The following is a 23356-nucleotide window of genomic DNA, read 5'->3' on the forward strand; positions in this document are numbered from 1 at the left end:
CATAGGTGTAAGCACCATCATTACGGAGAGTGGTTATCTCGTGTCATAGAGATGTAAAAGTGGGTGTACGCAGCTCAAACGGATCAAGATGGTCCAGTGCGGACATGGCGGCTTTGTGATCTATGTCGCGTCCCGCTCCGGGAACCGAACCCCGGGGCGCCGAGAGTTCTGTGAAAGAGGGGGTGACCGTCGTCGTGCCTGGTACGGGCCTTGTCCGGGCGGGCGCTCCGGGGGCCGCCCCGGTTGGCCACCTCAGCCGGGAAGCCGGTAGAAAGCGGTGTGGCCGCCAGGTGAAGCGGGGGTGGCGCGCGTCTCTCCCAAGGGCGTGCGAGCCTCTTCAGGTGAGATCGCGGATCTCCTGGCACTTTGATCGAGGATGACGGATGGGGCGGGAGGGCCGACAGGGCGTGGCGAATGTTGAGCACAGGGGACCGGGAAGCGCCTTTGGCGCGGGGCCGCCCGGTTCGCCCAAGGCGCGGATCGAGGCGATCCGGGTCGCCCTCTGGCTGGTCGCCGCCGTCCTGGCGGTCCGGCAGGCCGCCGTCGTCCTGCGCACCCCCAAGGGCGAGCGGCTGACCGACCTGGAGACCTGGATCGGGCCGAACGGCGTGCTGCACGTGAAGGGCTCGCTGTACGACGCGGACAAGTTCACCGGCACGCCGTTCGCCGGGCTCGTCCTCAAGCCCTTCGCCAGCTCCGCCGAGCAGGCGCTCGGCTGGGCCTGGACCTTCGGCACCCTCGGGCTCGTCGTCGCCCTCGGGCTCGTCGCCGCCCGCGCCCTGCCGCAGCCCGTCTCGCGGCGCGCCTCGCTGCTCGCGGCGCCCGTCGCCATCTGCCTGCTCATGCTGTCCCTGCCCGTGCGCAACACGCTGCACCTGGGGCAGACCAGCATCATCCCGGTCCTGCTCGTGCTGCTCGGGTGCTTCGCCGCCCGGGGCGAGCGGGCCAGCGGCATCCTGATCGGCGTCGCCGCCGCGCTCCAGCCCGCCGTGCTGCTCTTCGCGCCGCTGCTGTGGTTCACCGGCCGCAGGAAGGCCACCGCGTCCCTCGGCCTCACCTTCGTCGGGCTGACCGGCGTCGCCTGGGCGGCCCTGCCGCACGACTCGACGACGTACTGGGTGCACCACCTGGCGGGCGCGGGCCTCGGCGCGAACCCGGACGCCAACGCCAACCAGTCCCTGCACGGCGCGCTGCTCCGCCTCGGCCTCCAGGGGCCGCTGGAGATCGGGCTCTTCCTGGCCCTGGGCGCCGCCGTCGCCGTCCTCGGCCTGCGCCGGGCCGTGCGGTACGCCAAGGACGGCCAGCTGCTGCTCGCCGTCGCGCTCACCGGCTGCGTGGCCGTCGCCGTGTCCCCGACGAGCTGGCAGCACCAGCTCCTGTGGCTGCTGCTCGCGGTGGTCGGCCGGGTCGGCAAGCGCGCGTCCGACCGGTACGTGTGGCCCATCGCCATCGTCCTGGTGATGACGCTGCCGTCGAAGATGATGCTCCCGAACATGTCGGTCCTCGACCCGCTGCGCGACAACGTGGTCCTGCTCGCCGCGCTCGCCTCCGCGCTGATCGTGCCGTTCCTGTCCCGGACCGCGCCGGAGTACCGCAAGCCGATCCCCACCTCGTACGCCGCCCCGGTCCCGGCGCGGTGGACGTGGGTGCCGCTGTTCCCGTTCTGGCGGCGCGTGCTCACCCGGCCGAACCTGCTGCTCGAACTGCTCCTGATCCGCGTCGGCTACTCCGCCTACCAGCAGACCCGCCTCGCCGCGACCGGCGGCACCATCTCCGGCGGCCGCGAGCGGGCCGAGGCGCACGGCGAGCAGGTCCACTCCATCGAGCAGTTCCTGCACATCGACATCGAGCACTGGTTCAACCATCTGACGGCACGGACGCCGTGGATGGAGAGCTTCTTCAACTTCTACTACACGTCGTTCCACTTCGTGGTGCCGCTGAGCGTCCTCGCGATCCTGTATCTGCGGCGCCCCGCCCAGTACCGCTGGGCGCGCTCCGCGCTCGGCTTCGCCACGCTGCTCGCGCTCGTCGGCTTCTGGGGCTACCCGCTGGCGCCGCCGCGCCTGATGGAGGACCTGGGCTTCATCGACACCATCCACGGCCCGCAGGACTTCTCGCAGCCGGACTACGGCACGCTGACCAAGCTCACCAACCAGTACGCGGCGATGCCCTCGCTGCACTTCGGCTGGTCCCTGTGGTGCGGTCTGACCATCGCGATCCTCGCCCCGAAGTGGTGGATGAAGGCCCTCGGCCTGCTGCACCCGTTCTTCACGGTGTGCGCGATCGTCGGCACCGGCAACCACTGGGTGCTCGACGCGGTGGGCGGCGCGGCGGTCGTCGGCGCGGGCTTCGGCCTGACCTATCTGCTCCAGGGGCCGCGGGTGAAGGAGGTCCTCAAGCTCGGTTCGCCGAAACCGGGGCTCGGATCCCTGGTGCCCGCGACGGCGGGGGCCGGGGGCGGCGCGGAGCCCGCGGCCGGGCCCGAGCCGCAGATCGGGGCCCAGGCCAAGGCGGAGAGGGCCGAGGCCCAGGCCGAGGGGGCCAAGGCCGAGAGAGCCGGAGCCGAGGGCGAGAGCCGGGACGGCCCCGAGCCGCCGGACGGGTCCGCGCCCGTCAGCAGCGGGCGGGACGCGCCGGGCGACCGTACCCCGAGCTGATCGTGTAGGTGCCCGGCGCGGGCACCGTGAGCCGGGTGAAGTCGCCCTCCTTGGCCAGGCACGCGCCCTTGGCCCGCAGCCACGGCGAGTACACGACGCGCACGGTGACCGGCCCCCGCTCCGGGACCCGCACCACCACGTCCGTACTGGTGGAGCGGACCACGGAGGCGGGAGCCGACGCCATCGGGACGGCGTCGCGCACGCGGAAGACCTGCCAGTGTCTGCCCTTCCACACCGGCTCCAGCCACGTCGGGCGGCTCCTGACGAGGGCGGCCTCGTCCAGGGCGGGCCCGTCCGGGCGCCCGGAGGGAAGGACCACGAAGCCCACGGCCCACTTGTCGAGCCAGGCCCGGTAGGTGGTGGCGGAGAACGAGCCGTCGTAGAAGAGGCGGCCGCGCTCGATGTCGAGCTGGCGGTTCCAGCCGCGCGCCATGTTCACGTACGGGGCGAGCGCGGTGGCCTCGCGGTGGTTGCGGGCCGGGACCACTTCGACCCGGCCCCGGTCGGCGCCGAGCCGCTGCAGGGCGCTCACCACCCCCTGGGTGTCGGTGGCCCACGCCGGGACCACCGTCGACACCTCCAGGTCGTCGACGGTCTTCTGCGCCACCCACGCCGTCGACGCGACGAGCGCCGTGACCAGGGCGACGCGGCGCAGCACCGGGAGCGCCGGGGTGAGCAGCGCGGCGAGCAGCAGCGCGGGCGCGACCAGCTCGGCGAGCCGCTCGACGTTCGTGCCGATCGGCGAGGGGATGAGGTACGTCAGGACGGTCCCGGCCGCGTACACGCCCGCGCCCCAGCGCAGCACCCGCCACTCGCGCGGCCCCGCCAGGATCAGGACGAGGCTGAAGAGGACCGGCGGGAAGATCCGGTCCGCCCACATCAGGTGCTCGCCCTTGAAGGGGAACAGCACGGTCGTGGTGCCGACCACCGCGACGGGCGGAAGCAGCAGCGCCAGGGCCCGGCCCCACTCCCGTACGAAGAAGTAGCCCGCGCCCGCCACGAGCAGGAACAGGCCCGCCACCGGGGACGCCATGGTGGCGAGCGCCGCGCACAGGGCCGCGACGGCCGGGCGCCGGGTGCCGAGCAGGGCGAGGACGGCGCCGAGGCCGAAGGCGAGGCCGAGCGCGAACGTGGTGCGCCCGGAGGCGACGTTGCACCACACGGCGAGCGAGGCGAGCACGGCGGGGGCGACCGGGCGGCCCACCCCGGCCCGCTCGATGAGCTTGGCGACCAGCCAGGCACCGGCGACCCCGGAGAGCACCGTGACGGTCTTCACGCCGAGCGCGGCCATCAAGTACGGCGAGATCACGCTGTAGTTGGCGGTGTGCATGCCGCCGTACCAGAACAGGCTGTACGCGGCCGTGCCGTGGTCGTCCGCGAAGCGGGCCCAGGCCTGCTGCGCGGCGAGGTCGCCGCCGCCGGTGGCGAGGAACGCGGCCCAGACCGCGTACAGCGGGAGCGTGGGGGCGGTGGCGAGGACGGGGACGCGGTGGCGCCGGTAGAAGGAGCGGGCGACCCGGAAGGGATTCTTCCGGTCGGTGGGCGAGCTGCCGGTGGGAACGATCGAGAGGTCGGCAGAGACCACGGTCACCGTTTCCGTTCGAAGTCTTGACGCTGATGAAGGGGCGGCGTTCACCCCCCTAGACGCTCCGGATGACGAAAACGTTGGCGCGTTCTGCCGATCAAGTGAACATATGGCGGAATGACTCGGGGTGGTTCGGGGCGGTACGAGTGTGATGGGTGGTTCGCGCGAGGCGCGGGATTCGGCCAGGGGAGGCAGGGGCGGAGCGTAGGGGATGGGCCCCTGCCTCCCGTGGGGCCCGGTCAGCGGGTGCTGACCCGGAGCTCCTTGACCCCGTTGAGCCAGGCCGAGCGGAGGCGGCGCGGGTCGCCCGTCAGGCGCAGGTCGGGCATCGCCTCGGCGACGGCGTCGAAGATGAGGTTGATCTCCAGGACCGCGAGGGACTTGCCGAGGCAGAAGTGCGGTCCGCCGCCGCCGAAGCCGAGGTGGGGGTTCGGGTCCCGGGTGATGTCGAACGCCTCGGGGTCCGCGAAGACTTCGGGGTCGTGGTTGGCGGAGGAGTAGAAGACGCCGACGCGGTCGCCCCGCTTGATCGGGGCGCCGCCCAGCTCGGTGTCCTCGGTGGCCGTGCGCTGGAAGGAGACCACGGGCGTGGCCCAGCGCACGATCTCCTCGGCGGTGGTCACCGGCCGCTCCCGCTTGAAGAGGTCCCACTGGTCGGGGTGGGTGAGGAAGGCGTGCATGCCGTGGGTGATGGCGTTGCGCGTGGTCTCGTTGCCCGCGACGGCGAGCAGGATCACGAAGAACCCGAACTCGTCGGAGGAGAGGTTCCCCTCGTCCTCCGCCGCGACCAGCTGGCTGACGATGTCCCCGGCCGGGCACTCCTTGCGCGCGGCGGCGAGGTTCATCGCGTACGAGACGATCTCCATGGCGGCCTCGGTGCCGACCTCCTCGGTGATCGCGTACTCCGGGTCGTCGTACCCCGCCATCTTGTTGGACCATTCGAAGATCTTGGAACGGTCCTCCTGGGGCACCCCGATGAGCTCGGCGATGGCCTGCAGGGGCAGCTCGCAGGCGACCTGGGTGACGAAGTCGAAGTCGCCGTCGGCCCGCGCGTTCTCCAGGGCGGCGCGGACGATCCCGTGGGCGCGCGTCCGCAGGGCGTCCTCCAGGGAGCGGATGGCGCGGGGCGTGAAGCCGCGCTGGACGATCTGGCGGACCCGGGTGTGCTCGGGCGGGTCCATGTTGAGCATGATCAACTTCTGGACCTCGATCTGGTCGCGGCTGATCGACTCGTTGAAGCGGATGATCGCGGTGTTGAGGTTCGAGGAGAACAGCTCGGGGTGCGTGGAGACGTGCTTGACGTCGGCGTGCCGGGTCACGGCCCAGTAGCCCGCGTCGTCGTAGCCTGCGATCCCCGGGCGCTGCGCCACCCAGCGCACCGGCTCCACCTGCCGAAGGCGCGCGAACTCCGGGAAGGGCACGCGGTCTTGGAGGACGTCCGGGTCGGTGAAGTCGAACCCGTCGGGCAGCGCGGGACAGGGCATCGGGGGCTCCAGGCGTTCGGCACCGGTGTGGTCGGGCGGCGGTGTGCGGCCGCTCGGGGTCTGACGGTCCATCAGGAGATGGCTCGAAAGGTAATAACGGGTTCTACAAGTCGCAAGGCTCACGGGGCGGTTCGTTGCGCGCGTGGCGGGTCTGGGTGCGTGCACGACCCTTGCGGGAGAGGGGTGGGGCTCAGCAGACTGCTGACCGGAACTAGAACGCGTACCAGTTCTCGCGTGCTACGCGGGCGGGGCGCCGGGACGCCCCGCGGCATCCGGAGGAGAGGACGAGATCGTGGCCGCCGAACCTGTCATCGTCGAAGCCGTACGCACCCCGATCGGCAAGCGAGGAGGAGCCCTCGCCAACCTCCATCCCGCCTACCTCCTCGGCGAGACCTACCGCGAGCTCCTCGGGCGGACCGGCATCCACGCCGACTGCGTCGAGCAGATCGTCGGCGGCACCGTCACGCACGCGGGCGAGCAGTCCATGAACCCGGCGCGCACGGCCTGGCTCACCATGGGCCTGCCCTACGAGACGGCCGCGACGACCGTCGACTGCCAGTGCGGCTCCTCGCAGCAGGCCAGCCACATGGTCGCCAACATGGTCGCGGCGAGCGTGATCGACATCGGCATCAGCTGCGGCGTCGAGTCCATGTCCCGGGTGCCGCTGGGGTCCGGCAGCAAGCACGGCCCGGGCAAGCCCTTCCCCGACGAGTGGAACGTCGACCTGCCCAACCAGTTCGAGGCCGCCGAGCGGATCGCGCGCAGGCGCGGGCTTACCCGGCGGGACACGGACGCCCTCGGGCTGCTCTCCCAGGAGCGGGCGGCCGCCGCGTGGGCCGAGGAGCGCTTCAAGCGGGAGACCTTCGCGGTCCAGGTGCCCACCACCGAGGAGGAGCAGGCCGCAGGGCAGGGGATGTGGCGGCTCGTGCACCGGGACGAGGGCCTGCGCGACACGTCCCTTCAGGCCCTCGCCGGGCTCAAGCCGGTCATGCCGACCGCCGTGCACACCGCCGGGAACTCCTCCCAGATCTCCGACGGGGCCGCGGCCCTGCTGTGGGCCTCCAAGCGGATGGCGCGCGCCCTCAAGCTCAGGCCGCGCGCGCGGATCGTCGCGCAGGCCCTCGTGGGGGCCGACCCGCACTTCCACCTCGACGGGCCCGTCGACGCGACCCGGGCCGTGCTCGGCAAGGCCGGGATGTCCCTGCGGGACATCGACCTCGTCGAGATCAACGAGGCCTTCGCCTCGGTCGTACTCAGCTGGGCGCGGGTCTTCGAGCAGGACCTGGAGAAGGTGAACGTGAACGGGGGCGCGATCGCGCTCGGGCATCCCGTGGGCGCGACGGGGGCGCGGTTGCTGACTTCGGCGTTGCATGAGCTGGAGCGGCGCGACAAGGAGTTTGCCCTGGTGACGATGTGTGCCGGGGGTGCGGTGGCTACCGCCACGATCTTGCAGCGCCTGTAGCGCCAGGGGGGCTCCGCCCCCCTGGACCCCCCGTATCGGCGCTCCGCGCCTCGTCCTCAAACGCCGGACGGGCTGAATACCCACGGCCCGAGCCGGAGAGTTTCAGCCCGTCCGGCGTTTGAGGACGAGCGCGCCAGCGCGATGAGGGCGGGCGGGTGGGGAAAAGGGCGGCCACCCCGCCCGGGGGTGACCGCCCTCACTGTTCGAGGCCCAGGGGCCAGGCTCAGTACCAGCCGTTGGCCTGCCAGTGGTTCCACGCCGCGCACGGGCTGCCGTAGCGCTCGTTCATGTAGGAGTGGCCCCACTTGATCTGGGTCTCGGCGTTGGTCTTCCAGTCGGCGCCCGCCGAGGCCATCTTCGAGCCGGGCAGGGCCTGGACCAGGCCGTACGCGCCGGACGAGGAGTTCGTGGCGGTGACGTTCCAGCCGCTCTCGTGGGAGACGATCTTGTCGAAGCACTGGAACTGGCCGGCGTCGCCGATCACTCGCTGCGCCACGGCCTTGGCCGAGTCGGACGCCGGGGCGGCCTGAGCGGGGGCCGCGGCGAAGACCATGCCGGTGGCGGCGGCGGCGAGGGCACCGCCGACGAGGGCCTTCTTGGGCGTGATGCGGCGGAGGAGCGTGACGGACACAGAGGACCTTCCGGTCGGGTACAGGACGGTCGCGGGGCGCTTGCCGCTCCGGCTCGTGAGGAGCGGGGGCAAATGCGTCGGCGCCGAGGCCTTGAGCTGTTTCCCGGAAGTGCCCGGGGGGCTCGTGGACGGCCGGTCGGCGCCGTGCGACTCATCCAGAGAAGCAGGGCTGTTACGTCGCCGCAATGACCCCTCTTACTAGTGGCACTCGCACCTCGGACGAAGGGCCCCGCTGTGATCTGGCTCTCAATCCGCAGGTCAGGGCGTGAATTGGCGTGTACGTGACAGCAAGGTGCGGCTACGGGGTTCCGTAGTAGAGGACCAAAGTCCTGTGGGGCGGCTCACCGCCCACCCCCCTGTTTCATCACAGAACGCGCAACGCCGCTCACGGCTTCGGGGCCTCGAATGTGACCGGCGCCTCGAACGCGGCCCGCCGCGTGGCCCGGCGCAGCGCCTTCAGGACGGCCGGGCCGAGCGCGAGGCTCAGCACGACGGTGAGCACCGCCCGCGGCAGGTCCCAGCCGAGCGACGTGGCCAGGCAGTACGCGAGGAAGCGGGCCAGGTTGTCGCCGACCGCGTCACCGGGGACGTAGGAGACGCCGGTGGCGAGGCCGGAGATGTAGGGCCAGCCCTGGAGGTTCATCACGGCCCCGTACAGGACGGAGGCGACCGCCCCGTACGCGCCGAGCAGCCACAGCTCGCGGCGGCCCCGCAGGCTTTCGGCGCCCGGCAGGAGCCCCGCGCCCATGCACACCCACCCCATGGACAGCATCTGGAACGGCATCCAGGGGCCCACGCCGCCGGTGAGCAGCGCGGAGGCGAACATCGACACGGCCCCGAGCACGAAGCCGAAGCCCGGCCCGAGCACGCGCCCGCTCAGCACCATCAGGAAGAACATCGGCTCGATCCCGGCCGTACCGGCGCCGAGCGGCCGCAGCGCGGCCCCGGCCGCGGCGAGCACCCCCAGCATCGCGACGGCCTTCGCGTCCAGGCCTACGTCCGAGATCGTCGCCACGACGATGCTTACCAGCAGGGGGAGCAGGGCCGCGAACAGCCAGGGTGCGTCCTGCGCGTGTGCGCCAAGGCCTGAGTCCGGCCCGGCGAGCAGGGGCCAGGCGAAGGCCGCCACGCCGATGGCGCTCACCAGCGTCAGGGCGGCCACGGAGCGGGGGCCCAGCCTTATGGGGCGCACGTGGTCGTCCCCTCCGCGGGCCGTCGGGGGCTGGGCGCGCCCACGCGGCGGAGCCGCACATGTCCGAGCCCCGCGCCCCTTTGGGGCGCTATCCATCGGCCGCCTCCAGAGCGTCTCGTACCTCGGTCACCGTGAGCCACCTCTGTGGTGCCAGGACCTTCGTGACCTGGGGGGCGAAGGCCGGGGACGACACGACCACCTCGGCGGTGGGGCCGTCGGCGACGATCTCGCCCTCGGCGAGGACCACCACCCGGTGCGCCAGCTCGGCGGCGAGCTCCACGTCGTGCGTGGCCAGGACGATCGCGTGGCCCTCGGCGGCGAGGCCGCGCAGGATCGTGACCAGACGGGCCTTGGCCGCGTAGTCCAGGCCCCGGGTCGGCTCGTCGAGGAGCAGCAGCGGCGGCCGGGCCGTGAGGACGATCGCGAGGGCGAGGGCCAGGCGCTGGCCCTCGGACAGGTCCCGCGGGTGCGTGTCGTCGGCGATGCCCGGCAGCAGCTCAGCCACCAGGTCGCGGCAGCTGCCCGCGGGCGCCCCGGCGTCGCGGTCGGCGGCCGCGCACTCGGCCGCGACCGTGTCCGCGTACAGCAGGTCGCGCGGCTCCTGCGGGACGAGGCCGACGCGGCGGATCAGCTCGCGCGGGGCCGTGCGGTGCGGGGTGAGGCCGCCCACGCGGACCGTCCCGGCCGTCGGTGGCAGCAGGCCCACCAGGGTGGACAGGAGGGTGGACTTGCCCGCGCCGTTGCGGCCCATCAGAGCGAGGGTCTCGCCCGGCGCCACGGCCAGGTCGACGCGCCGCAGCGCCTCGACGCGCCCCCGGCGCACCGCGAGCCCCTCGACCCGCGCGCCGCTCGCGGCCGCGCCGGGGCCCGCGCCGTCCGCGGGCTCTGCGGGCTCCTCGGGTGACGTCCGCCCGAGCCGCCACCACCGCCCCGCCGAGGCCGCCCGACTCGGGGCGGACGGGGCGGGCACGGCGGGCGCCGCGTCCCGCTCCGGCGGCACGGCGTCGGCGAGCCGCTCGCGCAGCCCGGCCGCCTTGCGCCGGGCGTCCCGCACGGTCAGCGGCAGCGGAGTGAGCCCGGCGAGTCGACCCAGGGCCACGACCGGCGGATACACCGGCGAGACGGCCATCAGCTCGGCCGGGTCGCCCAGGACGGGGGCCGCGCCGGGGGCGGGCAGGAGCAGCACCTGGTCGGCGTACTGGACGACCCGCTCCAGGCGGTGCTCGGCCATCAGGACCGTGGTGCCCAGGTCGTGGACCAGGCGCTGGAGGACGGCCAGGACCTCCTCGGCCGCGGCCGGGTCGAGCGCGGACGTCGGCTCGTCGAGGACCAGGACCCGGGGGTGCGGGGTGAGGACGGAGCCGATGGCGACGCGCTGCTGCTGGCCGCCGGACAGGGTGGCGAGGGGCCGGTCCCGCAGCTCGGCGAGGCCGAGCAGGTCGAGGGTCTCCTCGACGCGGCGGCGCATCACGCCGGGGGCGAGCCCGAGCGACTCCATGCCGTACGCCAGCTCGTCCTCGACCGTGTCCGTCACGAAGTGGGCGAGCGGGTCCTGGCCCACCGTGCCGACCACGTCGGCGAGCTCGCGCGGCTTGTGGGTGCGGGTGTCGCGGCCCGCCACGGTCACGCGCCCGCGCAGCGTGCCGCCGGTGAAGTGCGGCACGAGCCCGCTGACGGTGCCGAGCAGCGTGGACTTGCCGACCCCGGACGGGCCCACCACCAGGACCAGCTCGCCCTCGGGGACGGCCAGGTCCACGTGCTCGACGGTGGGCCGTGCCGTGCCCTCGTACCGTACGGAGACGTCCTCGAACCGGATCATGGTCATGGGCTCTGCTCCTGGGCGGCGGTGGCTCGGGACGGGCGGGGGGCGGGGGCCTGCGCGGGCGGCGGCACCGGCGCGACGAACGCCGGGAGCAGGCCGAGCAGGACCGCCGCGGCGGGCCACAGCGGCAGCTCCGGCGCGATCAGCGGGACGACTCCCGGATGCAGGGCGGCGGCCCCGGACGAACTCGCGGCGATCATCAGGCCCGCGACGGCGGCGCCGGACCCGGCGACGAGCCAGGCGCGCACGCCCCACGCGTCGGGCCGGTAGCGGGTGCGCACCGCGCGCCGCCCGCCGAGCCGCAGGCCGCCGAGCGCCGCGGCGACCCCGGCGCCGAGCACCGGCAGGCCGTACGTCCCGCCGTCCGCGGTCAGCAGCCCGTACGTGCCCGCGCACACGCCGAGGAGCCCGCCGAGCGTCAGGGCCGCCGTGGTCCTGCGCACCCGCGCGGGTACGGCGGCGGTGCGCCCGAAGCCGCGCGCGTCCATCGCGGCGGCCAGCGCCACGGACCGTTCGAGGGCGCCCTCCAGGACGGGCAGGCCGACCTGGAGCAGGCCGCGGACGCCGCGGTCCGCGCGCCCGCGCAGCCTGCGGGCGGCGCGCAGCCGCTGGACGTCGGCGATCAGGTTCGGCGCGAACGTCATCGCGACGACGACGGCGACGCCCGCCTCGTACAGGGCGCCCGGCAGGGACTTCAGCAGCCGGGCGGGGCTCGCCAGGGCGTTCGCGGCGCCCACGCAGATCAGCAGGCCCGCCAGACGCACCCCGTCGTACAGCGCGAACACCACGCCCTCCGCGGTGACCCGGCCGCCGATCCGCACGCCCTGCGCCCAGTCCGGCAGCGGCACCTCCGGCAGCGTCACGATGAGGTGGGTGCCCGGGATCGGCGAGCCGAGGAACACCGCGAAGACCAGGCGGATGCCGATGACGAACAGGGCGATCTTCACGAACGCCCCGTACGCGCGCGCCCACGGAGCGGAGGTGCGCCGGGCCGCGACGACGTATCCCGCGACCCCGACGAGCAGCCCGATGAGCAGCGGGTTGGTGGTGCGCGACGCGGCCGTGGCGAGCCCGAGGGCCCACAGCCACCAGGCGCCCGGGTGCAGGGCGTTGGAGCGGTTCGCCTCGGGGGCGAGGCGGCGGCGCGGGGCGGCCCGCACATCGCGTGGGCTGGTCATCGCGTCGGGCCGGTTCACCCGCGCCGGCGGCGGGCCTGCCAGACGGCGGCGGCGCCGAGCACGACCACGGCGGCGACCCCGGCGACCAGGCCGACGGACGGGCCGCCGTCGCCCCCGTCGGCGGCGCCGCGCTCGCTCCGGTCGCTCTGGTCGCCGGACACCTGCTCGCCGCAGCCGGACTTGGGGTAGTCGGAGATGGCGCACAGCAGCGCGTTGTTGTCGTAGCGCAGGGGCTCGGCGACGGCGGCGAGCGCGTCGGCGCTCGAACCGCCGTCGTCGATGCGGGCGCACGCGGTACGCGGCTTCGGCGGGGTCCGCCCGCCGGGGGCGTCGGCGGCCGTGCCGAAGTCGATGACGACCGCGATCCGCTTCTTGCCCGCAGCGGCCTTGGTGTCCGCGCAGACGGTGTCGAAGTCGGCGGCGCCGCGCGGCTTCTTCGCGGTCTTCGCGTCGGCGGACACGGCGAAGCGGTACCCGTCCACGTCCCCGTCGTCGGGCCGTGCCGTCGAGGGCCCCTGGGTCGCGTACGCCCACGTGCCGCCCTCGCCGCGCTGCCAGAACGACCAGTAGCGGTAGTCGGCGGCGTGGGCGGGGGCGGCCGCGAGGAGCGCGAGCAGGGCGGCGAGGAGCACGGCCACCGTGCGGCGGTGGCCGGGTCCGCGACGGCGGTGCGTCACGGCTGGTTCTTCTTGCGGCCGCTCAGGAGGAAGCCGATGCCCGCGCCCGCGGCCAGGCCGACGCCGACGATCCACCAGACGCTCACGCCGCTGCCGTCGTCGTCCTTGTCCTTCTCCTCGTCGGCGGCCTGCGCCCGCGGGGCCGGGCCGGTCGCGTTGAGCTGCTTGACCAGGTCGGCGCCGCCGAAGTCGCGCGGGTCGAGGCCCGCGGCGTGGGCGGCGAAGACCAGCTGCGCGTAGGCGGCGGGGCCGCCCTGCTTCGCCCAGTCCGCGGAGTTGTCCGCGAGCCAGTCCGCGGCCTTCTTCGCCTGCTCGCCCTGGCCCGCGGCGGCCAGCGCGACGACCGCGTCGGCGGTGTTGCCCACGTCGGGCTTGTCCGTGGAGCCGGGCAGGGAGGAGGTGAGGTGGCCGGACTTGCCGAGGGCGTCGATGAGGTAGCCGGTGCCGTTGGCCGCGGCCTGGTCCGCCGACGCGGCCTTGACGCACTTCGGCGCGGCGGCGTCCTTCTTCGGCGCGCTCACGACCAGGCCCTTGCCGAGGCCGCCGAGGACTCCGGCCGCCGTGGCGTCGGCGTTCGGCGCGAGCTTGCCGGACTTGGCGTCGGCGAGGCCGAAGGCGCCGCCGTCCTTGCCGCAGTCCATGGCGAGCTTCGTCAGCGCGTCCAGCGGGGTCCTGCCCTTCTGGGACTTCGCGGCCGCGGGCTTCTCCCCGGCGGCGGCGAGCGCGCCGATCACGATGCCGGTGGAGTTGGCGTCGCTCGGCAGGCCCGGGGTGTAGCCCCAGCCGCCGTCCTGGTTCTGCACGGACTTCAGCCAGGCCACGCCCTTGTCGACGGCCTTCTTCTCGCCGCCGAGCGCGGCCAGGGCCTGCACGGCCGCGGCCGTCGAGTTGCTGTCGACCTGCGCCTTGGAGTCGCAGGGCACGTCGGCGTCGGCGCGGTAGGCCGCGAAGCCGCCGCTGGCGCACTGCTGGCCGGTCAGCCAGTCCACGGCCTTCGTCGCGGGCGTGACCCCGGTCGCGTCCTGCGCGAGCAGGGCGTACGACTGCCGGAACACGCCGTCGAACTTCGGGTCCGCCTTGCCGTACAGACCCGAGGGGAGCGCGCCGGAGGGCGAGGGCGAGGCCTCGTCGGCGAGGGCGGCCGGGGCCGCGGCCGCGCCGAGGGCGGCGACGGCGGCCAGGGCAGCTGCGCTGCGGCGAACGTTCATGATGCGGCGGGTGCCTCTCCCTGCGGGGAGCCGGGCGGCACGGCACGACAGGGGCACCGGGCGGCTCCGGCTCCGTATGCCTCGACGGTGCCGGCCATCGGTACGGTCCCGATGACGCGAGCCGGTCACGCGCCGCACGAGGTGCTCCGGCCCGCCACGGGCGGGTGGTGCCACGGCGGCCCCTCCCGGGTCGAGCGAAGCCAGGACCTCGGGGAAGGTTCAGCGCCGGACTTCCACCGGCTTCCCCTCGTACGTACGTGATGACGACCCGCACACTCTACCGGCCCGTACGCCGCCCCTCCCGGGCAGGCGCGGCCCGTGATCGCGCTCTGGTGCCCTCCGTGCGGCGGGCGTAGCGTGGCGGGAGCCTCAAGGCGTGGCAGTCGAGGGGAGCACCACCGTGACGGACCCGAGCCGTGGGCGGCAGGACAGCGGCGCGGACCCGGCCGCCCGTACCTATCTGATCACCGGGGCCGCCTCCGGCATCGGCAGAGCCACCGCGCGCCGGTTGAGCGCGCGGGGCCGCCGGGTCATCGGCGCGGACCTCAAGGACACCGACGTCAGTGCCGACCTCGCCACCGCGGAGGGCCGCGCGCTGCTCGCCGAGGCGGCGGCCGACCTCGGCGGCGGGCGGCTCGACGCCGTGATCGCCTGCGCCGGGGTCGCCGCGTACGACCCCGTGACCGTGCGGGTGAACGCCTTCGGCGCGATCGCCACGCTCAGCGGACTGCGGCCGCTGCTCGCCGCGGGCCGCGATCCGCGCGCGGTCGCCGTGGCGTCCGTGGCCGTCCTGCACCCCGCCGACCCGGCGATCGTCGAGGCGGTGCTCGCCGACGACGAGGCCGCGGCCGTCGCCGCCGCGCGCGCCGCGATCGAGCGCGGCGAGGAGCAGCGGGTGTACGCCTCCGCCAAGCAGGCCCTCGCGCGGTGGGTGCGGCGCGCCGCCGTGAGCGAGGCGTGGGCGGGCGCGGGCATCCCGCTGAACGCGATCGGGCCCGGCATCATCCGCACCCCCATGAGCCGCCCCCTGATCGAGGACCCGGAGATCCGCGCGATGGCGGACGCCGCCGTCCCCATGCCGCTGAACGGCTACGGCGAGCCGGAGCAGGTCGCCCCGCTGCTCGACTTCCTCACCTCGCCGGAGAACACCCACGTCACCGGCCAGGTGGTCTTCATCGACGGCGGCGCGGACGCGGTCCTGCGGGGCGAGTCGAGCTGGTGACGGGGCGGACGCGCGCCGCGGGGCCTCACACCGCCGCGTACGCCACCGGGTCGCTGCCCGGCACCGCTTGCGCCCGCCCCAGCTTCACCAGCCTGCGCACATGGGCCTCCGCCTCGGAGACGGCGATGGTGCGGGACCCCGCGGGGATGTCCGCCCAGGGCCTGTTCCACTCCATGCGCTCGGCGAGCTGCCAGGGCGTGCGCGCCTCGGCGAGCAGCGCGAGCAGGCCCGTGAGCCGCGCCTCGTGGTGGGCGAGCAACTCCCGTACGCGGGCGGGCGCGTGGGCGAAGGCGTGCTGGTGCGCGGGCAGGACCTCCGCGACACCGAGCCGCCCGACCCGCTCCAGGGAGTCCAGATAGTCCCCAATGGGGTCTCCCCTGCTCGAGCGAAGCCGAGAGCTTGGGGAAGGATCGGTCACCGTCCTGTCGTCCGGGTCCTCGTACAGACCGATGTGCGGGGTGATGCCCGGGAGCAGGTGGTCGCCGCTGAACAGGCGCCCGCGCCCGGGGAGCCGAGCCGGATGCTCCTCCTCCAGGTGCAGGCACACGTGGCCCGGGGTGTGGCCCGGGGTCCAGAGCGCGCGCAGGCGGCGGCCGGGCAGGTCGAGGAGCTCGCCGGGCGGGATCGGCCGGTCGGGCAGGGCGGGGAGGCGGGTGGCGAGCCCGGGGACGCGCCCCGCGTCGCGGGCGGCGGCCAGCGGCGCCACGTGCTCGGCGGGCGCGCCCGCAGCGGTCAGCTTGTCCACCAGATACCCGAACCACCGCCGCATCGGATACTCCCGGGTGCGCCGCACCACGTGCGCGTCGGCCTCGTGCATCGCGAGCCACGCCCCGGAGGCGGCCCGCACCCGCGCGGACAGGCCGTGGTGGTCCGGGTGGTGGTGGGTGAGCAGCACCCCGTGCACCTCGGCGACCTCGGTGCCGCAGGCGGCGAGCCCCGCGACGAGCGCGTCCCACGACGCCGGGTCGTCCCAGCCGGTGTCGACCAGGACCGGGCCCCGGTCGGTGTCGAGCACGTACACGAGCGTGTGGCCGAGGGGGTTGTCCGGGATCGGCACGGCGATGCTCCACACCCCGCCGCCGTGCCCGGTCACCCCTGTGCCCGTCGCCTGGGTCATCCGCCGCCCCCGTCCCTGCCGCCGGAGCTGTCGGCCGCACGGCCGTTGCCCACTATAACTAGAACTGATATCAGTTCTGATACAGCGTCAGAAAGCGTCCCGCAGGAGGCGGTCGGCCATGACGGAGCTCGTGGAGCACGGACAGCTGTTCATCGGCGGGGAGTTGACCCGGCCGCTCGGCAAGGACGTCATCGAGGTCGTCTCGCCGCACACCGGCGAGGTCTTCGCGCGGGTGCCGCACGCCGCGACGGCCGACGTCGACCGGGCCGTGGCCCGCGCCCGCGAGGCCTTCGACGAAGGGCCCTGGCCCCGGCTGGGCCTCGACGAGCGGATCGAGGTCGTCGCGAGGATCAAGGACGGCCTTGCCGCGCGGCACGAGGAGCTCGCCCGGGTCATCAGCTCCGAGAACGGCACCCCGATCACCGCCTCCGTCCTGGTGCAGGCCCTGGCCGCGACGATGGTCTGGGACGCGGCGATCGCCACGGCCCGGGAGTTCACCTACGAGGAGGCGCGCGCGGGCGTGCTCGGCGGGATCCTGGTGCGGCGCGAGCCCATGGGTGTCGTGGCGGCCGTGGTGCCGTGGAACGTCCCGCAGTTCACCGCCGCGGCCAAGCTCGCGCCCGCGCTGCTCGCCGGGTGTCCGGTGATCCTCAAGACCTCGCCGGAGACCCCGCTCGACGCGTACGTCCTCGCGGAGATCGTCGCCGAGGCGGGCCTGCCGGAGGGCGTGCTCTCCATCGTCTCCGCGGGCCGGGAGGTCAGCGAGTACCTCGTCGGGCACCCCGGCGTCGACAAGGTGTCCTTCACCGGGTCCGTGGCCGCGGGCAAGCGCGTCATGGAGGTCTGCTCCCGCCATCTCACGCGCGTCACCCTGGAGCTGGGCGGCAAGTCGGCCGCCGTCGTCCTGCCCGACGCCGACGCGGCGAGCGCGGTGGCGGGCATCGCGCCCTACGCGTGGATGATCAACGGCCAGGCGTGCGTGGCCCAGACCCGCATCCTCGTGCCGCGCTCCCGCGCGGGCGAGTTCGCCGAGGCCTTCGCCGCCGCCGCGTCGGCGCTCAAGGTCGGCGACCCGATGGACCCGGCGACCGAACTCGGGCCGCTGGTCGCCGAGCGGCAGCAGCGGCGCTCGCTCGACTACATCCGCATCGGCCAGGAGGAGGGCGCCAAGATCCTGGCGGGCGGCGGCCGCCCCGCCGGGTTCGACCGCGGCTGGTACGTCGAGCCGACGCTGCTCGGCGGCGTCGACAACTCCATGCGGGTCGCCCGCGAGGAGATCTTCGGGCCCGTCATCTGCCTCATCGAGTACGGCGACGAGGAGGAGGCCGTGCGGATCGCCAACGACTCCGAGTACGGCCTCAGCGGCAGCGTGTGGACCGCCGACGTCGAGCGCGGCCTGGACGTCGCCCGCCGGGTGCGCACCGGCACGTACGCGGTGAACACCTTCAGCCTGGACATGGCGGGCCCCTTCGGCGGCTACAAGAACTCCGGCCTCGGCCGGGAGTTCGGGCCCGAGGGGTACGGCGAGTACTTCGAGCACAAGATGATCCATCTGCCCGCCGGGTACGCGCCCGAGGGGGCCGGGGCCTGATGGGCGACCGCTGGCACGTCGAGGTCGACCGGTCGGTGTGCATCGGCTCCGGGATGTGCGTGAACCTCGCGCCGGACGGCTTCACCCTGGACGCCGCCCGCCAGTCGCACCCCCGGCGGGCGGAGACGGACGCGTCCGAGCAGCTCCTTGGGGCCGCCGAGGGCTGCCCGGTCGAGGCCATCACGATCACCCTGCTCGGCAGTGGCGAGGTGGTGTTCCCGCCGGAGGAGTAGCCGACCGCCCCGCAGGGGAGCCGGGGTGCGCTACGAGGGGTCCGGCGCGGTCAGGTCGATCAGTCGGCACACCATCTCGATGTCGATCTTCACCTGGGCGATGGAGGCCCGGCCGGAGAGCCAGGTGATCAGCGCCGAGTGCCAGGTGTGCTCGATCACCCGCACCGCGGAGAGCTGCGCCGCCGTCGGCTGCCCGTCCAGGCCCATGGCGTCCAGGACGATCGCCGTGGTGAGCCGCGAGACCGTGTCCACCTCGGGGCTCACGGAGCGGTCGGCGAAGGTCAGGGCGCGCACCATGGCGTCCGCGAGGTGCGGCTCCCGCTGGAGCGCGCGAAAGGCCCGCATCAGGGTCTCCGCGACCCGCTCGGCGGGCGTCTCCCCGGCAGGCGGACGCTTGCGCAGCGTGGTGTGCATGCGCTGGAGCTGGTCCTGCATCGTCGCGACGAGCAGGTGCACCTTCGAGGGGAAGTAGCGGTAGAGCGTGCCGAGCGCGACCCCGGCGGCCTCCGCGACCTCGCGCATCTGGACCGCGTCGAAGCCGCCCCGGCTGGCCAGTTGGGCGCTGGCGTGCAGGATGCGGCGGCGGCGCGCCTCCTGGCGCTCGGTGAGCGGGGGTGACACCGTCGCCCGCGCCCCGGCCGTCTTCGCGTCAGCTGTCATCGTCCCGTCGCCCCGTCAGTCCCGTCAGCCGTCCCTGGGGTCCCGGGGGTCCCGAGCCCGGCCCACTCGTCCGCAAAAGATCCCACAGTTCCGCCCCGTGGTCCCGTCCCCGGGACGCCGGGACCGCGACCGCGATGCGACCGTACAGCAGGGCGGTCGCCGTGGCGCGAATCACCTGATCCGGGCCTTCCGGCGTGGCTACCTGCCGGTAGATTCGAGCCCGTCCGGCGATCACGGGCGGTCGCGACGGGGACCAACTCTGAAACTTGTTCTACATTACCGTCCCGGCGTAGTCTCCCGGATACTGAAGGAAGAAGGGGGCCGACAGTGACCGCTGAGGCCAGAGAGGCGGGCCCCCCGCCGGGCCCTGCGACGGACGGCGGCCGCGCCCTGCGCATCGCTCTCCTGACCTACAAGGGGAACCCGTTCTGCGGCGGCCAGGGCGTGTACGTACGCCACCTCTCGCGTGAGCTCGCCCGGCTCGGCCACCGCGTCGAGGTCATCGGCGCCCAGCCCTACCCGGTGCTCGACGAGGGCGAGGACCTCGCCGGGCTCAGCCTGACCGAGCTGCCGAGCCTGGACCTCTACCGCCAGCCGGACCCCTTCCGCACCCCCAGGCGCGACGAGTTCCGCGACTGGATCGACGCCCTCGAAGTCGCCACCATGTGGACCGGCGGCTTCCCGGAGCCGGTCACCTTCAGCCTGCGGGCCCGGCGCCAACTGCGCGCCCGGCGCGGCGCGTTCGACGTCATCCACGACAACCAGACGCTCGGCTACGGCCTGCTCGGCGACCTCGGCGCCCCGCTGGTGACGACCATCCACCACCCGATCACCGTCGACCGGCAGCTGGAGCTGGACGCGGCCGCCGACTGGAAGCGCCGCGCCTCCGTGCGGCGCTGGTACGCGTTCACGCGCATGCAGAAGCGCGTCGCGCGCCGCCTGCCCTCGATCGTCACGGTCTCCGGGACCTCGCGCCAGGAGATCGTCGACCACCTCGGCGTCCGCCCGGACCGGATCAACGTCGTCCACATCGGCGCCGACACCGACCTCTTCTCGCCCGACCCCGCCGTGCCCCAGGTGCCGGGCCGGATCGTGACGACGTCCAGCGCGGACGTGCCGCTCAAGGGCCTGATCCACCTGGTCGAGGCGCTCGCGAAGACCCGTACGGAACACCCCGACGCGCACCTCGTCGTCGTCGGCAAGCGCGCCGAGGACGGCCCGGTCGCCGCCGCCATCGAGCGGTACGGCCTCGAAGGGGCCGTCGAGTTCGTCAAGGGCATCACGGACGCGGAACTCGTCGACCTGGTGCGCTCGGCGCAGGTCGCGTGCGTGCCCTCCCTGTACGAGGGCTTCTCGCTGCCCGCGGCCGAGGCGATGGCCACGGGGACGCCGCTGCTCGCCACGACCGGCGGGGCCATCCCGGAGGTCGCCGGGCCCGACGGCCGCACCTGCCTCGCCGTGCCGCCCGGCGACTCGGGGGCGCTGGCCGCGGGCCTCGGACGGCTCCTCGGCGACCCGGAGCTGCGGGCCAGGCTCGGCGCGGCCGGGCGCGCCCGCGTCCTTGAGCGCTTCACCTGGGCGCGGGCCGCGCAGGGCACGGTGGAGCGCTACCGCGCGGCCATGGCCGACGCCGCGGGCGCGGCCCCGGTCCGCCCCGCGGCCCCCGCCGCCGCCCTCACCGAAGTTGCTGGCCCCCACCACGAAAGCAGGACCCCGTGCTGACCGTCGACTTCACCCGCTTCCCGCTCGCGCCGGGGGACCGCGTCCTCGACCTCGGCTGCGGGGCCGGACGGCACGCCTTCGAGTGCTACCGGCGCGGTGCCCAGGTGGTGGCGCTCGACCGGAACGGCGAGGAGATCCGCGAGGTCGCGAAGTGGTTCGCGGCCATGAAGGAGGCGGGTGAGGCCCCGGCGGGCGCCACCGCGACCGCGATGGAGGGCGACGCGCTCAACCTGCCCTTCCCCGACGAGTCGTTCGACGTCGTGATCATCTCCGAGGTGATGGAGCACATCCCCGACGACAAGGGCGTCCTCGCGGAGATGGTCCGGGTCCTGAAGCCCGGCGGCCGCATAGCCGTGACGGTCCCGCGCTACGGCCCGGAGAAGGTCTGCTGGACCCTCAGCGACGCCTACCACGAGGTCGAGGGCGGTCACATCCGCATCTACCGCGCCGACGAACTCCTCGCCAGGATGCGTGAGTCGGGCCTCAAGCCCTACGGCACCCACCACGCGCACGCGCTGCACTCCCCGTACTGGTGGCTCAAGTGCGCGTTCGGCGTGGACAACGACAAGGCGCTGCCCGTCCGCGCGTACCACAAGCTCCTGGTCTGGGACATCATGAAGAAGCCGCTGGCGACGAAGCTCGCCGAGCAGGCCCTGAACCCGCTGATCGGCAAGAGCTTCGTGGCGTACGCGACCAAGCCGCACCTGCCCCGCGCCGCCGCCACCCCCGCCCCCGCCGACGCGAAGGCCGGGGCGTGACGAGTCCCGAGCGCACCGAACACCTGGCCCTGCCCGGCGTGCTGACGGCGCATCAGGCGGCGGACACGGTCCGCGGCATCCTCGCCGCGCAGCGCCCCGACGGCGCCATCCCCTGGTTCCGCGGCCACCACCTGGACCCGTGGGACCACACCGAGGCGGCCATGGCCCTGGACGCGGCGGGCGAGCACGCGGCCGCCGCCCGCGCCTACGACTGGCTCGCCCGGCACCAGAACGCGGACGGCTCCTGGTACGCGGCGTACGCCGACGGCGACCCGGACGCCGTCACGGACCGGGGCCGCGAGACCAACTTCTGCGCGTACGTGGCCGTCGGCGTCTGGCACCACTATCTGACCACCGGCGACGAGGTGTTCCTCGACCGGATGTGGCCGGTGGTCGTGGCCGCCGTCGAGTTCGTGCTCGCGCTCCAGCAGCCGGGCGGCCAGATCGGCTGGAAGCGGGAGCCGGACGGCACCCCGGTCGCCGACGCGCTCCTGACCGGCTCCTCCTCCATCCACCAGGCGCTGCGCTGCGCCCTCGCCATCGCCGAGACGCGCGAGGACCCCCAGCCGGACTGGGAGCTGGCGGCGGGCGCCCTGGCCCACGCGATCCGGCGCCACCCCGAGCGGTTCCTCGACAAGGACCGCTACTCGATGGACTGGTACTACCCCGTCCTCGGCGGCGCGCTCACCGGGGCCGAGGCCAAGGCCCGCATCGAGGAGGGCTGGGACCGCTTCGTCGTGCCCGGCCTCGGCGTGCGCTGCGTGGTGCCCAACCCCTGGGTCACCGGCGGCGAGAGCGCCGAGCTGGCCCTCGCCCTGTGGGCGCTCGGCGAGTCCGACCGCGCCGTGGACGTCCTGAAGTCCATCCAGCACCTGCGCGACGACGAGACCGGCCTGTACTGGACGGGATACGTCTACGACGACGCGGCCGTCTGGCCCGTCGAGCAGACCACCTGGACGGCGGGCTCCCTGCTCCTCGCGGTGGCGGCGCTCGGCGGCGACGAGGCGACCTGCCGGGTCTTCTCGGGCACGGACCTGCCCACGGGGCTCGACCCGGACTGCTGCTAGGGCCTGCCCGGCGGGGCCCGCGCTCAGTGCCGGCGCAGCTGCCCCGCCACCAGGTGGCCGACCACGAAGTACACGACGGCGGCCAGGCCGTAGCCCGCCACGACCCGCGCCCAGCGCTCGTCGAAGGTGAACAGGTCGTGCGACCAGCTCGCGAGCCACCGGGCGACATCGCGCACGACCTGCACCAGGTCGTTGCCCCGGTTGGCCTTCAGCAGGTCCATCAGGATCCACAGAACGATGATGATGGCCGCGACGTCCGCGAGGACGACGACGACCTTCGCGGCGTCGGCGCCGCCTCGGGTGCTCTTGGTGAATCGGGGGGACATGAGGGGCGGGTACCGGCTTCCGCGCCGTTGAAACGTCGTTGAAACCCGGAGGTCCGGGAGCCTCCAACGGCCCCGCCCGCCTTGCGGGGCCGTCCGGGCGGGGTGAGGCTGCTGGCCGGGGGAGCCGTCCCCGCCTCCGGGAGGTCACCCGTGTTCCGCTCCGCACCGGCCACCGCGGTACGCCACGCGCTCGTCCCGCTCCTGCTGTGCTGCGCCCTGCTCGCCGGGGCCACCGGCTGCGGCGGCGGTGACGGCGACGCGGCGCGCCCCACCGGCACCAGCTCCGCCGAGCGGCAGAAGTTCGCGAAGACCCGCTTCGTCACCAACGCGGGGCTCGCCGCCGGGGCGACGTACCAGTGGATCGTGAAGCCGTATCGGGAAGGCCGCTTCAAGGCGGGCGCGGACGGGCGGAGGTTCGCCCTGGTCAAGGCCGGGATCGCCGGGGCCTTCAGCTACCACCGGCTCAGGGCGGCCCTGCGCAACGCCCAGGGCGACGCCACCCTCGCCCGGGCCGTGGCCCCCCTGACGGCGGGCGTCGAGGCCCTCAAGGACCTCCCGTCCAAGCTGCGCAAGGGGGAGTCCACTCAGGCGGTGGTCGGGTCCTTCGACGACACGATCAACTCCGTCAAGGAGGCGGGTCGCTCCGCGGGCGTGGAGGTCACGCCCCAGGTGCCTTCCCCGGGCCAACTGACCAAGGGCTGAGCCCTGCCGGGGGCCTCCCTCAAACGCCGGAGGGGCTATTCATAGCCCGTCCGGCGTTTGAG

Annotated in this window: 20 protein-coding genes; 9 read left to right on the forward strand and 11 right to left on the reverse strand. The window is 74.0% G+C overall.

Features of this window, described 5'->3' with window-relative positions:
• Positions 1-407: 407 nt before the first annotated feature.
• Complete coding sequence (locus ACIG3E_RS10380; RefSeq protein ID WP_399613755.1) at positions 408-2657, forward strand: bifunctional glycosyltransferase 87/phosphatase PAP2 family protein; 2250 nt, start codon at positions 408-410, stop codon at positions 2655-2657.
• Here the strand turns inward: ACIG3E_RS10380 and ACIG3E_RS10385 are convergent.
• Both ACIG3E_RS10385 and ACIG3E_RS10390 read right to left on the reverse strand, forming a co-directional pair.
• Complete coding sequence (locus ACIG3E_RS10385) at positions 2614-4248, reverse strand: hypothetical protein (protein WP_399613757.1); 1635 nt, start codon at positions 4246-4248, stop codon at positions 2614-2616. The two genes, ACIG3E_RS10380 and ACIG3E_RS10385, sit on opposite strands and share 44 nt — an antisense overlap.
• Positions 4249-4481: 233 nt before the next feature.
• The gene (locus ACIG3E_RS10390) at positions 4482-5726 is read right to left on the reverse strand and encodes a cytochrome P450 (protein ID WP_399614801.1); all 1245 of its coding nucleotides are present in this window, start codon (positions 5724-5726) and stop codon (positions 4482-4484) included.
• Between the two features lie 292 nt (positions 5727-6018).
• Between ACIG3E_RS10390 and ACIG3E_RS10395 the strand changes: the two genes are divergently transcribed.
• Positions 6019-7188, forward strand: a complete 1170-nt coding sequence (locus ACIG3E_RS10395; RefSeq protein WP_399613759.1) for a steroid 3-ketoacyl-CoA thiolase — start codon at positions 6019-6021, stop codon at positions 7186-7188.
• A gap of 223 nt (positions 7189-7411) precedes the next feature.
• On the opposite strand, the gene ACIG3E_RS10400 is transcribed toward ACIG3E_RS10395, so the two are convergent.
• The 6 genes from ACIG3E_RS10400 to ACIG3E_RS10425 all read right to left on the reverse strand — a co-directional run bounded on the left by ACIG3E_RS10400 (position 7412) and on the right by ACIG3E_RS10425 (position 13896).
• Positions 7412-7819, reverse strand: coding sequence for a transglycosylase SLT domain-containing protein (locus ACIG3E_RS10400; RefSeq protein ID WP_138959476.1), 408 nt, complete (start codon positions 7817-7819; stop codon positions 7412-7414).
• A 385-nt stretch (positions 7820-8204) separates the two neighbouring features.
• Positions 8205-9107, reverse strand: coding sequence for an ECF transporter S component (locus ACIG3E_RS10405; RefSeq protein WP_399613763.1), 903 nt, complete (start codon positions 9105-9107; stop codon positions 8205-8207).
• Entirely contained in the window at positions 9100-10830 is a 1731-nt protein-coding gene (locus ACIG3E_RS10410) for an ABC transporter ATP-binding protein (RefSeq protein ID WP_399614804.1), read from the reverse strand. The genes ACIG3E_RS10405 and ACIG3E_RS10410 overlap by 8 nt, the downstream gene beginning before the upstream one ends.
• Before the next feature lie 2 nt (positions 10831-10832).
• A complete protein-coding gene (locus ACIG3E_RS10415) occupies positions 10833-12011 on the reverse strand; it encodes an energy-coupling factor transporter transmembrane component T (protein WP_399613765.1) in 1179 nt (392 codons plus the stop codon).
• 14 nt (positions 12012-12025) lie between these two features.
• Positions 12026-12688, reverse strand: coding sequence for an SCO2322 family protein (locus tag ACIG3E_RS10420; RefSeq protein WP_399613768.1), 663 nt, complete (start codon positions 12686-12688; stop codon positions 12026-12028).
• Complete coding sequence (locus ACIG3E_RS10425) at positions 12685-13896, reverse strand: prenyltransferase/squalene oxidase repeat-containing protein (RefSeq protein ID WP_399613770.1); 1212 nt, start codon at positions 13894-13896, stop codon at positions 12685-12687. The genes ACIG3E_RS10420 and ACIG3E_RS10425 overlap by 4 nt, the downstream gene beginning before the upstream one ends.
• Positions 13897-14272: 376 nt before the next feature.
• Between ACIG3E_RS10425 and ACIG3E_RS10430 the strand changes: the two genes are divergently transcribed.
• The gene (locus tag ACIG3E_RS10430) at positions 14273-15118 is read left to right on the forward strand and encodes an SDR family oxidoreductase (protein WP_399613772.1); all 846 of its coding nucleotides are present in this window, start codon (positions 14273-14275) and stop codon (positions 15116-15118) included.
• Positions 15119-15143: 25 nt separating this feature from the next.
• On the opposite strand, the gene ACIG3E_RS10435 is transcribed toward ACIG3E_RS10430, so the two are convergent.
• Positions 15144-16235 (reverse strand): MBL fold metallo-hydrolase, encoded by a 1092-nt coding sequence (locus ACIG3E_RS10435; RefSeq protein WP_399613774.1) that lies wholly within the window; start codon positions 16233-16235, stop codon positions 15144-15146.
• 118 nt (positions 16236-16353) lie between these two features.
• Here ACIG3E_RS10435 and ACIG3E_RS10440 point away from each other — a divergent pair, with 118 nt between their 5' ends.
• Positions 16354-17826 (forward strand): aldehyde dehydrogenase, encoded by a 1473-nt coding sequence (locus ACIG3E_RS10440; RefSeq protein WP_399613777.1) that lies wholly within the window; start codon positions 16354-16356, stop codon positions 17824-17826.
• Complete coding sequence (locus ACIG3E_RS10445) at positions 17826-18059, forward strand: ferredoxin (RefSeq protein ID WP_399613780.1); 234 nt, start codon at positions 17826-17828, stop codon at positions 18057-18059. Before ACIG3E_RS10440 ends, ACIG3E_RS10445 begins: the two co-directional genes overlap by 1 nt.
• 30 nt (positions 18060-18089) lie before the next feature.
• Here ACIG3E_RS10445 and ACIG3E_RS10450 read toward each other — a convergent pair whose 3' ends face one another.
• Complete coding sequence (locus ACIG3E_RS10450; protein WP_399613782.1) at positions 18090-18719, reverse strand: TetR family transcriptional regulator; 630 nt, start codon at positions 18717-18719, stop codon at positions 18090-18092.
• Positions 18720-19046: 327 nt separating this feature from the next.
• Here ACIG3E_RS10450 and ACIG3E_RS10455 point away from each other — a divergent pair, with 327 nt between their 5' ends.
• Genes ACIG3E_RS10455 through ACIG3E_RS10465 form a run of 3 tightly spaced genes read left to right on the forward strand, consistent with a single transcriptional unit; the run spans position 19047 to position 22266 of the window.
• Positions 19047-20441 carry a glycosyltransferase family 4 protein gene (locus ACIG3E_RS10455; protein WP_399613784.1) on the forward strand — a complete coding sequence of 465 codons (1395 nt, stop codon included), beginning with the start codon at positions 19047-19049 and terminating at the stop codon, positions 20439-20441.
• Positions 20435-21199 carry a methyltransferase domain-containing protein gene (locus ACIG3E_RS10460; RefSeq protein ID WP_399613787.1) on the forward strand — a complete coding sequence of 255 codons (765 nt, stop codon included), beginning with the start codon at positions 20435-20437 and terminating at the stop codon, positions 21197-21199. Before ACIG3E_RS10455 ends, ACIG3E_RS10460 begins: the two co-directional genes overlap by 7 nt.
• Complete coding sequence (locus tag ACIG3E_RS10465; protein ID WP_399613789.1) at positions 21196-22266, forward strand: prenyltransferase; 1071 nt, start codon at positions 21196-21198, stop codon at positions 22264-22266. The genes ACIG3E_RS10460 and ACIG3E_RS10465 overlap by 4 nt, the downstream gene beginning before the upstream one ends.
• 23 nt (positions 22267-22289) lie before the next feature.
• Here the strand turns inward: ACIG3E_RS10465 and ACIG3E_RS10470 are convergent, their stop codons facing one another.
• A complete protein-coding gene (locus ACIG3E_RS10470; protein WP_399613792.1) occupies positions 22290-22592 on the reverse strand; it encodes a hypothetical protein in 303 nt (100 codons plus the stop codon).
• A 150-nt stretch (positions 22593-22742) separates the two neighbouring features.
• Here ACIG3E_RS10470 and ACIG3E_RS10475 point away from each other — a divergent pair, with 150 nt between their 5' ends.
• The gene (locus ACIG3E_RS10475) at positions 22743-23294 is read left to right on the forward strand and encodes a hypothetical protein (RefSeq protein ID WP_399613794.1); all 552 of its coding nucleotides are present in this window, start codon (positions 22743-22745) and stop codon (positions 23292-23294) included.
• Positions 23295-23356: the final 62 nt, after the last annotated feature.

It is taken from the genome of Streptomyces sp. NPDC053474, from assembly GCF_044544845.1.
Taxonomy (GTDB): Bacteria; Actinomycetota; Actinomycetes; order Streptomycetales; family Streptomycetaceae; genus Streptomyces.

Coding starts and splice junctions, on each gene's coding strand:
- ACIG3E_RS10390 (WP_399614801.1), bottom strand. CDS start 5,726: ATGCCCTGTCCCGCGCTGCCCGACGGGTTCGACTTCACCGACCCGGAC.
- ACIG3E_RS10405 (WP_399613763.1), bottom strand. CDS start 9,107: ATGGATAGCGCCCCAAAGGGGCGCGGGGCTCGGACATGTGCGGCTCCG.
- ACIG3E_RS10410 (WP_399614804.1), bottom strand. CDS start 10,830: ATGATCCGGTTCGAGGACGTCTCCGTACGGTACGAGGGCACGGCACGG.
- ACIG3E_RS10415 (WP_399613765.1), bottom strand. CDS start 12,011: ATGACCAGCCCACGCGATGTGCGGGCCGCCCCGCGCCGCCGCCTCGCC.
- ACIG3E_RS10425 (WP_399613770.1), bottom strand. CDS start 13,896: ATGAACGTTCGCCGCAGCGCAGCTGCCCTGGCCGCCGTCGCCGCCCTC.
- ACIG3E_RS10435 (WP_399613774.1), bottom strand. CDS start 16,235: ATGACCCAGGCGACGGGCACAGGGGTGACCGGGCACGGCGGCGGGGTG.
- ACIG3E_RS10440 (WP_399613777.1), top strand. CDS start 16,354: ATGACGGAGCTCGTGGAGCACGGACAGCTGTTCATCGGCGGGGAGTTG.
- ACIG3E_RS10445 (WP_399613780.1), top strand. CDS start 17,826: ATGGGCGACCGCTGGCACGTCGAGGTCGACCGGTCGGTGTGCATCGGC.
- ACIG3E_RS10450 (WP_399613782.1), bottom strand. CDS start 18,719: ATGACAGCTGACGCGAAGACGGCCGGGGCGCGGGCGACGGTGTCACCC.
- ACIG3E_RS10470 (WP_399613792.1), bottom strand. CDS start 22,592: ATGTCCCCCCGATTCACCAAGAGCACCCGAGGCGGCGCCGACGCCGCG.